Genomic DNA, 16,111 nt, shown 5'->3' with positions numbered 1-16,111 from the left:
TTATAAAAGTTACTGTAAGCTAAGTTGAAATCAAAAACTTTAGTAAGAGTCGTTAAAGATTGGGGATACCCTGAACGCTTAAACCTGTTTGCTCAAACTCCGCACGCAAGTGGTATTTGGGATAACATTGAGTTTACCGATGAAGAAGTTGACGAGTGTGATTACCTCATTATTTTTAAAAATCCAAAAAAGCATATTAAAGTCAGATGCAGATATACTTGGCTAATAAGTCATGAGCCACCAATAATACGTAACCGATATTTTATCAATTCTTTTAAGCATTTTGATAACGTGTTTTCCTATTATGATTGTCCAAATACTACAGTAGAGAGAACTCATCCTCTCATACCCTGGATGGTATTTAAATCATATGACGAATTAACTAATCTAAAACTATCTGAAGCAAAGTTAGCCAAGGGTCATAATAGGATTACGTGGGTAACTAGTAATCAGAGGAATTTGAAGGGGCAGGTAGCAAGAATGAATTTTAAAGACTACTTACTAACAAAGAGTGTGGTAATGGATATCTTTGGCAAAGGGTTTATAGAAGTCAATGATAAATTTGATGTTTTATTTCCTTATAAATATGCAATGGCGATTGAAAACTTTAGCCACCAAAATTATTGGAGTGAAAAAATTGCAGATTGTCTTTTGTCATACTGCTTGCCATTCTACTGGGGAGCACCAAATTTGGAGGCTTTTTTACCGAGAGAAAGCTTTGTCAGAATAGACATCAATAAACCAGAGCAAGCCTTACGGACAATATTGGATACTATCAATGGTGACGAATGGGAAAAAAGGATAGATGCTATTAGCGAAGCCAGAAATATAATACTGAATAAACATCAATTTTTCCCTGCAATCTCTGCTCTGATTCAGAAGAATACTAATGAGCAGTTTTTAAATGAAAAGAGAGAAAGGTCAATACCAGCTAATCCCATACCCAAACGTATCACGATTACTGACCAGCTTTCCTATTACAAAAAGAGAATCAGTAGAGCTTTAGCATTATCATGAAACGAATACTACTCAAAGGCTACTACGGCTTCGGCAACTTAGGAGACGATATTTTGATGAAGGTATCCTATACGATTTTGAAGGAGAAGTATCCTGATGCTAGTATCTCTATCTTTTCAGAAAACACTCCCAATAACCCCAATTTCACCGACACAGCAAGGTTCAACCACTATATCCGGGCACTCTTAGAAAATGAACTTCCACTAGTAGATTGGACAGATCAAAGCCATTACGATCTGCTATTCAATGGGGGAGGGGGGATATATAAAGATCATAGCTACGGAAACTGGCAATATATCGCTTTAAATGCAGTAGCTAGACGGCTATCGCCACAACGCATTAGGCAACTGGAAAACAGTGTTCGCGAGAGAGCTAACAAGCCCTCCCCGATCAGTTTTGACCGCCGTGTAGGATTCGGGTTGAGTATTGGGCCGTTCAGAAAGAGCTCACCAAGTTACGTAAGAAAAGTGTCGGAACTTGGCTCATACGATGAGCTATTCGTAAGAGACGAAGCCAGTATGAACTTTCTGAAAACTACTGGCTTCGCCAGTAACTACTATCGTACTACTGATATTGCTTTCCTATCAGACTACTGGTTACCCCCAAGCCTAACAGTTAACAAAAGCACAGATCCCCGAAATATCGGTGTCATACTACTAGACTGGCACGAAAACAACGATATTTATTTTAAAAATATAAAGCAGGTAGTTAAGCAACTAGAGCAAGATGGTTACGAAGTATCATTCTTCTCTTTTCAGGAAGGTTATGACCAAAGATATCAGGGTTTTTTTCAAGGAAAAGTTATCGCCTGGAACCCTAACAAGTATTCGCTGGAGCAATTTCTTTTTTTGCTACGAAAGCAGCATCTAATTATTACGGCGCGGGCTCATGGAGCTATTATTGGGGCTTGTTTGGGAGTGCCTTCTATCTGTTTGGGTGTTACGCTAAAGTTAGAAGAAGTAAGCAAGATGCTACTGCGTTCATCAAGCCTAATTGCGCCCCCGTTTTGCCCGACTGATATAGTACCAGCTGTACAAAAGATGGTTGGTAACTATCCTGACTACTTAGATAGTTTACAGGTAGACTTATGCGAAAATAAGAAGCAGATTGACGCTTCAGTAAAGAAATTATTAAATACGCTCTAACTTAGTGATTAGCAAAGTGAACGTACTTTTCTCAATCATAATCCCTACCTACAATCGGGCAAATACGCTTCCTCGGGCAATCAAGTCGGTACTTGCTCAAACCTACGGGAATTTTGAGTTAATTATTGTAGACGATGGAAGTACCGATGATACCGAAGCAGTGGTAAAGAATATTGAAGATGATCGTATTCGCTATTTTAAGAAAGAAAACGAGGAAAGAAATATTGCCCGCAATTTTGGTATAAATCATGCACAAGGAGATTACGTATGTTTTTTAGATTCGGATGACTACTACTATCCAAATCATTTAGCAGCTGCCCAAAAATTAATTGTAACGAGAAAAGTAGAGATTATACATTTAGGTTATGAAGTAATAGATGAACACGAAAAAATTATTGCTACTCATAATAATATCCCTACTAATATCAACTCATATTTGATTCGTGACAATGTATTTAGCTGCAATGCAGTAGTTATACGGCAAAGCTTGTTAAAAGAGGTCAGATTTATCAACAGTAAGGTGGCTATTACTAGTGAAGATCATTGCCTCTGGTTAAGGTTGGCAGCAAGAGCTTTCATCCATGTGGACAATACGGTAACAAGTGTGGTCTGTGAACATGGTGAACGCAGTCTTCGAAATATAAATCCTGAGTTTTATCGTGTTGGTACGCTTGAAATCATAGACGAGCTACTACGAGATAAAGTATTCCTAAGAAGGTACCAAAAGGAATTTAATAGGTTTATTGCTAAAAAGTATTCGTTCATAGCACTGATTTATATAATAAACTACCAATCTTACGAAGCCCAGGAATACCTATTGAAAGCATTTAGGCAAGCCCCTATGGTTATCTTCACTAATCGATTCTTGGCGGTCACTAAAAAGGTATTGGTTAGAGCGATAAGTAAATGAAATCTCAAGTTTCAGATACTGTATTTATCATTACCCCTTCGTTAGACTTTGGTGGAGCGCAGAGAAGTGTTGCTAACATCGCTAACTTGCTGTCAAGTCGCTATCGGGTATATGTCGTTATATTTAACAGAGAAAGCAAGATAGTATTTTACCCCAACGCCAAAGTTATTGACCTCAAGATAGGAGGTGGAAAAAATTTACTACATAAGGCTTTCTTGTTCTTTCAAAGATGCAGGAATTTGTATAAGCTTAAAAAGCAGTATAAGCCAATAGTTTGTATTAGTTTTCTAGAGGGGGCAAACTACATCAATATCCTTTCCTCTTATACAAGTAAGACTTTTATCAGCATAAGAGGATCTAAAATGCACGACAAAGAGATAAATGGAACAATAGGTTTTATCCGTAAAAGATTGTTGATACCGGTATTGTATAGCTTCGCAGATAAAATAATAACGCTAAGTGAAGGCTTGAAAAACGAAATGATAAAAAACTTTTGGCAGAACGAAAGTAAGATAAAAACTGTCTACAATTTCTACGATATAAAAAAAGTTATAGACGGTTCAAAAGAAGATATTGGTGATGAAAATGTAGCTGGAATTTTTGATTCTTCTCCTATTTTAATCACCAGTAGTAGATTACATCCTCAGAAAGATCACAATACGCTACTTACTGTCTTCAGAAGAGTACTTGACATAAAGGCATGCAAGCTTGTATTAGTAGGAGATGGTATCTTATATGAACAATTGATAGAGACAGCTACGGAGTTAGGTTTAAGCACATTTTCTTTAAAGTCTAATCAAACTTGTACCAATCAGTACGATGTGTATTTCTTAGACTATCAATGTAATCCCTATAAGTATTTACGCAAGTCGGCACTATTTCTCTTCACTTCTTTGTGGGAAGGTTTTGGTAATTCTCTCGCTGAGGCCATGATCTGCGGCACCCCCGTTATCAGCACCGATTGCCCCACCGGGCCGCGCGAACTATTAGCCCCCGGCACCGATGTTACCTACCAAACTACTAAGTTGGAAGAAACTCCCTACGGCTGGTTGATGCCGATGTTGGAAAGCCAGTCGGCTATAGACCAGTGGGTAGATATAATTGTTCGATTGCTGGAAAAGCCTGAACTGGCAAAAGTTAAAGCAAATGCTGCCCAATACCGCATGGAAGAATTTAGCCAAGAGAAGATTGCCCAGCGGTGGTTTGATCTGATTGAGCGGATGTAATTTTCTTTGTCAGAGAGTTGTTGTATCTTGGATAACAGACGTAGCTTAGAAATGGAAGATCAGATAATCTTAGAAAAGGTAAAAAATCTTGAGTCTGCCCAGCAAGCACAGGTGCTAGATTTTATCGAGTTTTTAGAGCAGAAACATAATCGTCGCCCTAGTCCGCAATTCGGTAGTGGCAAAGGAACCTTCGAGATGCTACCCGACTTTGGTGAGCCTTTGGATGATTTTAAGGAGTATCAATAAGCAAAAAATATAGCGATGGAAAGCGAAGTAAAATATCTGACTGACGAAAAAGGGAAGCGAATGGCAGTACAAGTTCCCTACGAGGATTGGAAGCTTTTGACACAAGAAAATGAAAAGCTAAAACAATTATTACGGGTAAAATCAGACCTACAGGAAGCATTTCAGGAAGTGAAAGCACACCAAGATGGAAAAAAAGAATTGAAGAGCTTAGATCAGCTATTGGATGAGCTGTAAGATTGTTGCTACTCAACGATTTGAGAAGGATTTAAAACGATTGTTTAAAAAATACCCTTCTCTGCCATCCGACTTACGAGATTTACGAGAAGAGTTACAAAGCCACCCTAAAAGTGGTACTTCTCTAGGAAGGAAGTGCTATAAAGTTCGATTGGCTATTAAAAGCAAAGGTAAAGGTAAAAGCGGTGGCGCACGAGTGATTACCTATTTGGTAGAAGAGTCTAAAGAGCTTACCCTACTTTCATTACTGAGTATCTACGATAAATCTGAAGTTAGCTCACTAACCGATAAGGAACTCACCGAGCTGATTGCTCAAGTAAGAAACTCGTAGAATATGGTGAGTCAGCTAAAACCAACGGTTCTCATCGTCGAGAATTCAATAGATACTACTGGGGCTTTTAATTCTATCTTCAACTACGCCTGTTATGCCCAAACTGAATACCGTTTCTTATTTATCTTACCTCAAAAAAGTCAGCTAGTAAACCGGGTTAGTCAGGCGGGCTTCGCGGTAGAAACTTTACCTTTCCGAGAGATCAGTAAAAAGCCAATCAACCTTCTTTTGTATTTCCCTACCTTGCTAATCAATGCCTTCCGGCTGAATAAGCTAGTGCGAGAGCATAAGGCAGATATTGTCCACATGAACGACTTCTATAATTTAGTAGGGGTAATGGCAAAAGCTGCCGGGGGAAAGTTTGTGTTGCTAACTCACGTCCGGTTCATGCCTAACCGTTTTCCGGCTCTATTAGTAAAGTTTTGGATGAAACTAAATCTAGTGTCCAGTGAGTATATCATTTGCGTATCTGAGGCAGTAAAGAACTGTTTGTTTTCTCATGCTAAACTACAGGTTATTTACGACTGTCTATCTTCATTTCCCTCGCCACCACCTCGTTCGGAACGAAAAGAAAACGACGTTATCAGGTTACTGCATTTAGCCCACTATATTCCTGGCAAAGGGCAAGATATAGCGTTAAATGCTTTTGCCAAGGCTTATCGAAAAAACTCTAAACTACGTCTTCGTTTTGTGGGAGGCGATATGGGACTAGATAAGAATAAACAGTATATAGAGCGCTTAAAGCAACATGCTCAAGCTTTAGAAATATACCCAGTGGTGGAATTTGGCGAGGCTACTTCCAACGTAGCTGAGGAGTTAAAAAAAGCTGATATTTTTCTCAACTTCTCCGAGTCCGAATCATTCTCTATGACTTGTTTGGAAGCCTTGGCATCAGGTGTTCCTCTGATTGCCACCAATTCTGGTGGGCCTGCCGAATTATTCGAGGATGGTGAGTCGGGCTATCTAATCCCTAATCGGGATGCCGAAGCCGGGGCAAAAGCTATGCTGCTACTCGCCGAAGATGAAAGGATACGAAAGCGTTTCTCTCAAAGTAGTATTTCTTACGTCAGATGTAAGTTTTCCGCTGAAAACACAGTTAGAAAATTAGCCAACCTCTACGCGAAGGTCGTAACTTGCTAAATCTAACTCTAGATTGTAATGCGTAAGCTTACCCTCTCTATTTTTGGCACTCTTCATGTAATGGTCAGCTTTGCCCAGTTGCCTCAAGCTGATTTTGGCTTACCAGAACGCGCATGTATAGATGAAAACATCCTTCTACAAAATAATAGTAGTAATGCAACTACCTATGCTTGGGATTTTTGTACAGGGGACTTAGCTTTACCACCATCTGCGGGTGAAGTTGTAAATTCAGCTTTATTAGATAGAACAAATAATATTACAGTTGTTGAAAGTGGCGGAAGTTTTTTTGGCTTTGTTCCTAGCCGGGATAATAGTAGATTAATCAGACTGGATTTCGGCGATAGCCCCGATAACGTCCCCACTATTGTAGACTTAGGGAATATAGGTTCATTATTGAGCCAACCCATTTCTTTGTCTTTAATAAGAGAGAGTGGGAGTTGGTATGGGTTGTTGGTAGACACTGAGACATCTTCACTATTTAAATTATTTTTTGGTAACCTACTTACTAACTTTCCTACAATTGAATTAGTAAACCAAAATGTTATAAGTAGCCCCGTTGATGCAGCTCTTACCCGAGATGGCAGTAATTTAGTTCTTCATGTTGCAAACAACGGGAATGGAACTATTGCAAGTCTAGATTTTGGTAATTCCATCACAAATTCTCCCGCATTAAACAGCTTCCTGCTAACTAGCAGAATTATGGCAGGGATCAGTTTTATCAAAGATAAGGGTATTTGGTATGGGTTCGTGACGGAGTATCGTGATAGAAATGCCCGGATTCGTAGACTAGCTTACGAAAATGGCATAAACAATGCTCCGCAGATAACAGGAATAAATATTGGAAATGATGTAAGTAGGAGATTTATCTCTGGCATATCCCTAACCAAAGAAGGAGAAAGTGTATATGCTTTTGTTCAATCTTGGCAAAACGGTAATCTTTTTAGACTAGACTTCGAGGATGGGATAGAGAATAACCCTACCTGGAACAATCTGGGCAATTTGGGTATGCCGGATCAGTCCTGGGGCTTGTCTCTCATAAAATACCAATCTAATTGGAAGTTGTTTTCTATTAAAATACCGGGAACAATTTACGGAATTAACTTTCCAAATTTGTGTAATGCCAGTCAAGAATCTTCTAATGATGTTGTACCGAGCAACTTGTCCTTTAATTCTTCCGGAGAGTATCTGATTGAATTAACCGCCTACGATGAATTTGGCAATAGCGATGATACCACCCAATTCATTACCGTCACTGAAAACCAAGCCCCCATCGTAGACTTTCAACTGAGCAGTCAATGTATAGGAAGTACTAGCACCGTTTCAGCATTGGCCGATCAAACACTCTCTTCCGCTGACTGGATAATCAATAGCGAAGCTCGATCAGGTGAAACTACTACTTATGACTTCCCTACCCCCGGCACTTACGAAGTAACTCTTGCAGTAGAATCCGACAATGGCTGTGGGCAACGGCTTACCAAAGAAGTCTCCATCTACGAGTCGCCTGACCCAGAATTTTCCCTTCCGGCGGGTCAAATCTGTACCAACGGGGCTATTGCCCTAAATAATCTGACCGATGCTAAGGGGGCGGATGCAGATAGTTTAATTACCTACCAGTGGCTGGTAGATGGGGAACTGGTATCGGAAGAAGCTAATCCCAGTATCGTGTTTGAGGAAGGAGGAAGTAAAACCTTGCGATTAGCCGCTAGCATTCCCGGCTGTACTGAGACGTTTGAAACGATGGTCAATGTAATTCAGGGACCTACGGTAGACTTTGCACTACCCCCACAGCTCTGTGCGGGTGAGGTTATCACCTTAGAAAATCAATCGGGTGGAGATGATATTACAGATTATGTATGGAGCTTTGGCGATGGGGGAACATTAGAAACCCTATCGGCGGAAGCCGTGGAGTATACTTTTGCTGAAGCCGGAACGTACAACGTGGCTTTAACCGCTAATACTTCTACGGGGTGCGCCAATATTTTTACCCAAATGGTTACGGTTTATGAGCAGCCTACGGTGGGTTTTACATCGGACGTAGCTTGCGCGGGGGCAGTTACGCTCTTTACGGACACTACTACGGCGGGCAGCAATGCCAATATTATTGCTTGGAACTGGGACTTTGGTGATGGAGTCGGCATATCTGATGTTCGGAACCCATCCTACTCTTACCCTAGCGCGGGCACGTATACCGTATCGCTAACTACCCAGTCCAGTGGAGGGTGTGTGGCTACTTCAACGCAGGAGGTGATAGTAGAAAGTCCGGTTAGCCCGGTATTTACTGCCAACCGCGTTTGCCCTACTGAGTCCGATCTGTTTTTGTATCGGTTCGAGGATAACTCTACCGTGGTAGAGGGAGAGATCATCGTTCAGCGTCTCTGGACAGTCAACGGTGAGAACTTTACCGATGAAGCGGTTACCTATCCGTTTCCTGAGGCTGGCACTTACGAGGTATCGCTTACCGCCTTTGCTTCGTCGGGCTGTAACGCTCTAGTAAGCCAGTTGGTTGAGGTGCGAGCCTTACCCCAGGTTCAGTTTGCCGCTCCTACGGGTTGCGTAGGCGAGCCAATTGCCTTGGAGAATCAGAGTAGTCTAAATGGCTGGGAAGCCACGCAGTATACCTGGAACGTTGCTTCCGTTGGGACAGTATTTGAAAACTCACCCACTGTCGTATTTTCGGAAGCGGGAGAATTTCCCGTTACGTTAAATCTAGAAACCGAAGCGGGCTGTACTTTTTCCCGGGATAGCACCATTGTGGTTCAAGCGGCTCCGGTGGCAGCTTTTGAAGTAGCGCAGCTATCGGGTGGGGCACCACTAATCCTTAACCCCACCAATTTATCTACTGACTACGCCCAAGCCCAGTGGAAAATCAACGATGAGTTGGTGTCGGAAGAAGCTGCTCCTTCGTTCACCCTTAACGAACGGGGTGCGTATGAGCTGGAGCTGATTGTACTGAACGAGGTTGGCTGTTCAGATACTACCCGACAGACCATTGAGGTGGTCAACCCTACGCTGGATGTGGCGGTCCGGGAGTTGCTACGACTGGAGAGAGACGGCGCTTCACCGCAGTTTGTTTTATCCGTAGAAAATCAGGGTACACTGGCTGTGTCAGATTTAGAAGTACTGGTGCAGTTGGGCGATGTGGTAGCACTTACTGAGCAGATTGACAAAGTACTGTTACCCGGTCAGAGCTTAAATTATCCGTTACAGACCACGTTGGCGGGTGTTCGTAATCAGCAGAATCCGGTAGAGTATATCTGTGCTGCGGTAAATATCCAGGGAGAGGAGGCTGGCGAGAACCTGAATACTATTAGTGAGCTAGATACATCCAATAATCGAGCGTGCCTTACGCTGGCTAACGCATTGTTGGTAGAGACTCCCTTTCCTAATCCCGCTGATAATGAAGTGGTGGTATCGGTACTGCTGGAAACGGCGGAATTAATACAGTTACGACTTATTAGTTCAATGGGTGAATTGATACTTGCCCAGCAACTACCCGATGCCCAATCGGGACTAAATACCATGATACTGGATGTCTCTCAAACCCCAACGGGTATCTATACCTTGGAAGTAACCGCTGCCGGGCAAACGGTCAGTCGGCGGGTGATTGTGCAGCCGTAGCTTTAGCGTTTGACAGGTAGGTGGCCGTATAAGGATTTTTCCTAAAATTATTTTGACGAATCGGTAAAGCTACGGCGAAATTTACCGATGCCCTCAGCGTTTGTTTACTAATTAGCGTATATTTGATAAATTTTTTTAAACAAGCAAACCTATGGCACATAACCTAAAACTTGACAGAATAGACCGTAAAATACTAGAAATACTGCAATCGAATGCTAAAATCACGAATGCTCAACTCTCGAAAGAAATAGGGCTTTCTCCTGCCCCCACACTAGAGCGAGTAAAGAAGCTAGAAACTTTAGGTGTAATTGATAGCTACCACGCTAAACTGAACACTGCAAAAATTGGATTGGGTATTAGTACCTTTGTAATGATTAAGCTTACGGGGCACGATAAGGAGAGTATTCGTACATTTATTGAAGCAGTTAACCGGATTGATGAAATTATTGAGTGCCACCACGTAACAGGTACTAGTGACTTTATTCTGCGAGTAATTGCTCAAGATATTGCTTCTTATCAGCAGCTAATGCTCAACAAAGTAAATGAAATTACTGTGGTGGATAGCTTGCAATCGCTGGTCATTTTATCAACCTTCAAAGACAGTAAATCACTACCCATACCGGAAGAGTCTGATGGAGTGAAGGTATAGTTTACGGAACCCGGAAACCGGATTCCAGTTTCTCGATTTCGGTTTCCGATAATACTTAATCGCCCAACTATGACTGACTCATCTCGCTTGTTGTTAGACCAAAAACAGATTGCTCAGAAAGTAATTCGGATTGCTTACGAGATATACGAGCGTAACTTCGAGCAAGAAGCAATTATACTAGCTGGGGTGCTAGACCGGGGCTACCATCTAGCCGAACTAATTGCGAAGGAGTTAGATAAAGTTAGCCATTTCTCGAGTAGCGAAGGGTCACTCAAACTGGTAAAGGTATCGCTCAAAAAATTTACGCAGCAACAAACGCAAGTAACATTTAATGTGCCTGTTACCGATTTTGATGGAAATAGCATTGTACTCGTAGACGATGTGCTGAATACGGGACGAACGTTGGCGTATTGTATTCCATCGTTTCTTGAGCGATCCATCAGCAAGCTGGAGATTGCCGTTTTAGTCAACCGAAGTCATATCCAGTTTCCCGTAATGGCTAACTATACCGGATTAGAATTAGCTACTACCCTCCAGGAGCATATTGAGGTCGTGTTCAAACCTGATAGCGAAGGAGTGTATTTGCACTAAGCGGTATTTTCAGACCACTTCTTACTTTCGTATATTCTAGTTCGCCAAAATAATCATGTAAATCGCGTACTTTTTGAGCTATTTTAGTGTATCTAAAAGATAAATAATTGCATTCAATCAAAATATTCACTTATTTTTGTGCTAGAATATCGGATGTCTCTTTTATAAGGGACTCAATTTATGGAAAGTACTCGCCCCAAATCTGTTAAACCGACAGAACTTACCACTGGTTCTGAAGACGCTTTTGTGCAAAAGGCCGACGAAGCAGGTATTCGGGGGTTGGTACATATGAAAGAAATTCATTGGCAACCTGGTAATGCGTTTGCCACTGTTGTAGGAGAAGAGGATATATCTACTCCAGTGCGGTTACCAATTCATGCGGTGTATCAAGCTTTTGGCAAAGGGGAGGGGCAGCTTCGGAAGATCGTTGACCTACTGCTCACCGGGGGCGGACAGCGGGTTGAAGCTGTTGTTGATATAAGCAACGCCGAACAAGCACATACATCGGTAGCCGTAACCGCTACTTTAAATCAGCCTGAATCAGGAAGTCCGGTAATTGTGCTTGACTTCTCAACTCAGTGCGAGCCTCAACTTCCTTGGCGTTACCCCCTACCCAAAACAATTCCTTCCGGGTTTTTGGTAGTAGAGGCGCAAGTAGGAAGCATCATAAAGGCGAATCCAGAAGCATTGACGCTACTGGGAATTGCCGACGATGAGCTAGCTAATATCCCTTGGCAGCGAACACCCGAATGGCTACAGTTTATTCGGGAAGTGGTAGAGCAGGGTAGTGTTACGAACCGAGTGCTAGAAATACTGCCTGATAAAACCTGGCTATTGTTTTCTGCTCAATATACAAAAGACAATATCTACGTAGTAGCGCAGGATGTTTCAGCTATTCAGCAGCAGATAAAAACCCTAGAGCAGGTTAATACTGGTTTGGATAACTTTGTTTATCATGCCTCCCACGATCTGCGAGCCCCGCTCCGATCAATGCAAGGATTAATTACCCTGCTTCAGAATGAAACTAATGACGCCGAACGCAACCGATTTGTTGGGCTTATTGAAGGAAGCATCAAGCGACTAGATGCCTTTTTAGTAAATCTATTAAGCATATCCCGCTCACGAAGCTCTGTTCCGCGACCGCTGCTGAAAATCAACTTTATGGTAGAAGTAGAGCAGTCTATCAGCAGCTTCTTTCATCTGGAAGACCATAAGAACCTAGAAATAAGCACACGAATCAGTCAACCAAACCCCTTCGTATCAGACCTAACGCAGATTCGGGTCATACTCAATAATATTATTTCTAATGCCTTTAAGTACCGTCGCTACGGAATTCGAAAGTCTCGAATTAAGGTAGAAGTACGGGTCAGCAAAAAGCAGGCAAACATTAAAATATGGGATAATGGCATTGGTTTAGATGAGGAGCATCTGCCACACGTTTTCGATATGTTTTATCGGGCTACCGACCGTAGCGAAGGCTCGGGCTTAGGATTATTTATTGTCCATGAAACTGTAGAACGGCTCAAAGGAAATATCACCATCACCTCTCGTCCTAACCGGGGCACTACGCTTACTGTCATCCTTCCTAATCAATTCCAGAGAACTTCTTTTTCCATTTAAAATACAAACCACCGATTCTTCTTCAACGATAAGCGAGTGCTTTGGTAAGTCTGGAATAGAGGGGCACGCTACTTGCGTTCGGTGCGAGTATCCTGTCTGGGTACTAACAACGTTATCGCGATCATTTCATGACGGCGATAGGAAGCGACCTCACGCTCCAGCAGGTAGGCACGTGGCGGGAACATGTGTGGTTCTTAGTAAATCTTATTCTGATAATTATTTACCCCGAAGTTCGTGTCGTCACGAACCTTAGAAGTTTATTGGAATATCCTCTAGTGATTAAGCCCGCTACTCATAAATCATGAGTAGCGGGATTGGTAGTGGAATTAACCAAATAAATCGCGAATACTTTTATAAATTACGGCCAGGTTACGGAGTGTTTGTATAAAGTGATTAACGTACGTTCAATTGCTGGGTAATCTGGTTGAGCTTAATCTGAACAGGTGTGTTACGTAATATTGGTTTTTTTCTGGGTGGGTTGCTATTGTTAGTTGCTGGTATCTTTGGCTATCGAAAATATATTGCCGAACCAGCCTTAGTAACTATTGAGCAGCTGGTGGCCGAAGATGCCCTGTGGGTGTACCATTCTAAAAATTTTCCTGAAGATTGGGCAAATATGCAGACCAGTCCGTTAGGTCGCCTGATGGCTTCGCTACCCGATATTCAGAATATTAAACCAGGAGTAAGCGCACTGGATAGTGCTGCACTTGCTTCCCTTCTCAATAATCGCTCAACCTACGTTGTGAGCCACGTTGTTGGCAACGACGACATGGGGTTTTCGTTCTACGTAGATTTAGCAAGCACCCGTAAACCTACTGATTGGAAGAATCTGACAGCAGCGGTACAAAGTTCGCCAGAGTGGAAAGTGGAAGGCCAGCAATACCAAGGCATGAGTATTCAAGAGTGGGTTTATCAACCTCAGCAGACTCGCTTCTCCTGGATACACATTGATAACTTTCTGATTGGTAGCTTTACCCCGTTTTTAGTGGAAGACCAGATTCGGCGATTAGGAAGTACGGAGGTGTCCGCTCAGTCGTGGCGAAAGATGTTGACTCAAAGTGCCTTTTCTCAGCACGATCAGGGCGATGTAATTATAAACGGTAAACAACTGTCTCGCTTTTTTTCGCTATTTGCCACTCATCGGGGCGAGCATACCAACTTCCTGACAGATGCTTTGGCTGACTGCTTGATGCTAGATTTATCAATTGAAGACAACCAATGGCTATTTAGCGGATTTGGTCAAGCATCACCCAACGAGGCTTACTTGTCAGTATTTGAGGAACAATCCGCTGCTTCATTTGGCCTGAGTAATTATTTGCCGAGCCGGACAGCCACCGTTCGCCAGTGGACATCTTCTGAGGCCAGTTCTTGGCTGGAAAAGTACTTCAACTTTTTGTCTCAGACCAAGGATAGTACCGACCTGTTATCTATGCAGCGGCACTTCCAAGATAGAACGGGAAGTACACTAACCGATTGGTTCTCTTGGGCGGGCAATGAGTTAGGAGTAATTACCCTAGAAAGTAGTTCAGGCACACTGGAAGATCATCTGATAATAGTAGAGATTGCCGATGCTACCGCACTGGAGCAGCGCTTAGAAACTTTTTCTAATAACTCGGACTCACTTTCATTTCAGGAGGCATACGCTGGCCACATCTTACGAAATCTACCCGATAGTCCATTACCTAATCTGCTCACCGGTAACTTCTCTCAGTCGCTCGGGGAATACTTTTGGTACCGAGATGCTTCTTACTGGGTGCTCTCCAGTAGCCTTAATGCCCTGAAGCGTCTAATTTCCGATCAAGTTGCTGAAACTACCTGGAGTAAATCGCCCCGGCAGAGCCGTTTTTTGGAACGGGCTATTAACCCCGCAAATCTTAGCTTATTGGTAGATATGCCTCACTACCGAAAGCAGTGGGTTAGTGGGCTTTCACCAAAATGGGGCGAATGGGCCCAAAGCCAAGAGGCTGAACTAAACCAACTGAATAAAATTGCCTTGCAATTTAGTACGATGGGCGAAGAGTACTACACCAATATGGTGGTAACCTACCAAACTGAAGATCAGCCAAGCAGTGGTAGTTTCGTTACAGCTAATCGGCAGCGGATAGATACAGCTATTTCATCGAAACCTTTTGTAGTACGAGGAGGTGACCAAAAAATTCGGGTGGCGGTGCAAGATCAATCGAAGGTTGTTCATCTTCTCGATCCCGTTCAACGGGCTATCACTTGGTCAGATTCAACGCGAGCCACTTTAGTAGGTGATATAATACAGATTAATTTGCCGGAAAGCGCACCTCCTAATTACGTTTGGGCTACTGACTCAACAATGCACGTGGTTGACCGCTCGGGTAACTACGTGAATGGTTACCCGTTTTACTTACCCGAAGATATTAGAGTGCAGTATCTGTCAGTATTTGATTATGAGCGAAATGGAAATTATCGGTTTTTAATTACTGATCCGCTCGGGCAGCTCTGGTTGTTTAACGCTGATCGTGATAATCTGGAGGGATGGAACCCCCTATCGCTCACGGCTCCGCTAGCTGAGGCTCCCCAGCACATTCGGGTGCGTGGTAAAGACTGTATTGTAGCCTTGTTAGAAAATGGGTTGCTGTACCTATTAAATCGGAGAGGAGAAGCTTATCCGGGGTTTCCGGTAGAGTTGGGGCAAGCTTGCGAAAACCCTTTGTCTATTAAAATCGGAAACAACTTCTCAGATAGTGAACTTACTACTGTAACCGAAAGTGGCGAGCTGATTTCATTAAATCTAGTTGGAACCTTACTAAAGCGTGAACAACTGCTGCGTCCTTCTTCCAACACTCACTTTCTCCTTTGTCCGGATCGACTGGGTAAAGATTACATTATAGTTCGCCAAGACGAACAACGACTCAGTGTTTTGGATAAAACCGGACGCGTGTGGTTTGAGCAATCGTACTTCACCCCCGGGGCACTAAGCCGAGATGAGCTGTCGGTGCAATACTATAATTTCGGAACCGATAATCAGGTCGTAGCCATTAGTGATAAGGTGCAAGAATTCACCTACTTATTTGATCAGCAAGGAAAGTTATTTAATAACCGCCCGATCGAGAGCCGTGGAGAGATCGCTTTATTGTATTCAGAAGCCAGAAACCAATATCAGCTATATCGGGTATACGAGAATGAGCTAGCGGAAATCACTTTTTGAATAAAGAGTTATTTTCTGGAGACCGGAGACCGGAATTTAAAATCGATCGTTGATGGAACCAACCAGCTAATGAATAATGACTGATGAATCATGATGAATTGGCGTGGGACACCGTGTAGTAGACAATGAGCAATGGGTACAGCTAACCCCCATACATCACTACGCTAACACCATAACACTTTAACACCTGAACACTTCAACTTTCT

13 protein-coding genes are annotated in these 16,111 nt (G+C 42.6%); all 13 read left to right on the top strand.

The genetic code is table 11. The features are described 5' to 3' along the window. The first annotated feature begins 24 nt into the window (after positions 1-24). Complete coding sequence (locus P0M28_RS05650) at positions 25-1,017, top strand: glycosyltransferase family 10 domain-containing protein (RefSeq protein WP_302208649.1); 993 nt, start codon at positions 25-27, stop codon at positions 1,015-1,017. Continuing rightward, positions 1,014-2,162: a polysaccharide pyruvyl transferase family protein gene (locus P0M28_RS05645; protein WP_302208648.1), complete on the top strand. Its 1,149-nt coding sequence runs from the start codon at positions 1,014-1,016 to the stop codon at positions 2,160-2,162. Before P0M28_RS05650 ends, P0M28_RS05645 begins: the two co-directional genes overlap by 4 nt. 16 nt (positions 2,163-2,178) lie before the next feature. Beyond that, entirely contained in the window at positions 2,179-3,072 is an 894-nt protein-coding gene (locus P0M28_RS05640; protein WP_302208646.1) for a glycosyltransferase family 2 protein, read from the top strand. Further along, positions 3,069-4,298: a glycosyltransferase gene (locus P0M28_RS05635; RefSeq protein WP_302208644.1), complete on the top strand. Its 1,230-nt coding sequence runs from the start codon at positions 3,069-3,071 to the stop codon at positions 4,296-4,298. Before P0M28_RS05640 ends, P0M28_RS05635 begins: the two co-directional genes overlap by 4 nt. Positions 4,299-4,349: 51 nt before the next feature. Beyond that, the gene (vapB, locus tag P0M28_RS05630) at positions 4,350-4,544 is read left to right on the top strand and encodes a type II toxin-antitoxin system VapB family antitoxin (protein ID WP_302208643.1); all 195 of its coding nucleotides are present in this window, start codon (positions 4,350-4,352) and stop codon (positions 4,542-4,544) included. A gap of 15 nt (positions 4,545-4,559) precedes the next feature. Then, positions 4,560-4,778 carry a hypothetical protein gene (locus P0M28_RS05625; protein WP_302208642.1) on the top strand — a complete coding sequence of 73 codons (219 nt, stop codon included), beginning with the start codon at positions 4,560-4,562 and terminating at the stop codon, positions 4,776-4,778. Further along, positions 4,768-5,109, top strand: coding sequence for a hypothetical protein (locus P0M28_RS05620; protein WP_302208640.1), 342 nt, complete (start codon positions 4,768-4,770; stop codon positions 5,107-5,109). Before P0M28_RS05625 ends, P0M28_RS05620 begins: the two co-directional genes overlap by 11 nt. Positions 5,110-5,112: 3 nt before the next feature. Next, complete coding sequence (locus P0M28_RS05615; protein WP_302208638.1) at positions 5,113-6,249, top strand: glycosyltransferase family 4 protein; 1,137 nt, start codon at positions 5,113-5,115, stop codon at positions 6,247-6,249. 699 nt (positions 6,250-6,948) lie between these two features. Continuing rightward, positions 6,949-9,867, top strand: a complete 2,919-nt coding sequence (locus P0M28_RS05610; protein ID WP_302208637.1) for a PKD domain-containing protein — start codon at positions 6,949-6,951, stop codon at positions 9,865-9,867. A 151-nt stretch (positions 9,868-10,018) separates the two neighbouring features. Next, a complete protein-coding gene (locus P0M28_RS05605) occupies positions 10,019-10,516 on the top strand; it encodes an Lrp/AsnC family transcriptional regulator (protein ID WP_302208636.1) in 498 nt (165 codons plus the stop codon). Between the two features lie 69 nt (positions 10,517-10,585). Then, positions 10,586-11,107, top strand: a complete 522-nt coding sequence (locus tag P0M28_RS05600; protein WP_302208635.1) for a phosphoribosyltransferase family protein — start codon at positions 10,586-10,588, stop codon at positions 11,105-11,107. A gap of 180 nt (positions 11,108-11,287) precedes the next feature. Then, positions 11,288-12,727 carry a sensor histidine kinase gene (locus P0M28_RS05595; protein ID WP_302208634.1) on the top strand — a complete coding sequence of 480 codons (1,440 nt, stop codon included), beginning with the start codon at positions 11,288-11,290 and terminating at the stop codon, positions 12,725-12,727. A 445-nt stretch (positions 12,728-13,172) separates the two neighbouring features. After that, positions 13,173-15,905 carry a hypothetical protein gene (locus P0M28_RS05590; protein ID WP_302208633.1) on the top strand — a complete coding sequence of 911 codons (2,733 nt, stop codon included), beginning with the start codon at positions 13,173-13,175 and terminating at the stop codon, positions 15,903-15,905. Positions 15,906-16,111: the final 206 nt, after the last annotated feature.

The sequence above is a fragment of the Tunicatimonas pelagia genome, from assembly GCF_030506325.1.
GTDB lineage: Bacteria > Bacteroidota > Bacteroidia > Cytophagales > Cyclobacteriaceae > Tunicatimonas > Tunicatimonas pelagia.
This window is presented reverse-complemented; position numbering and strand designations above follow the sequence as displayed.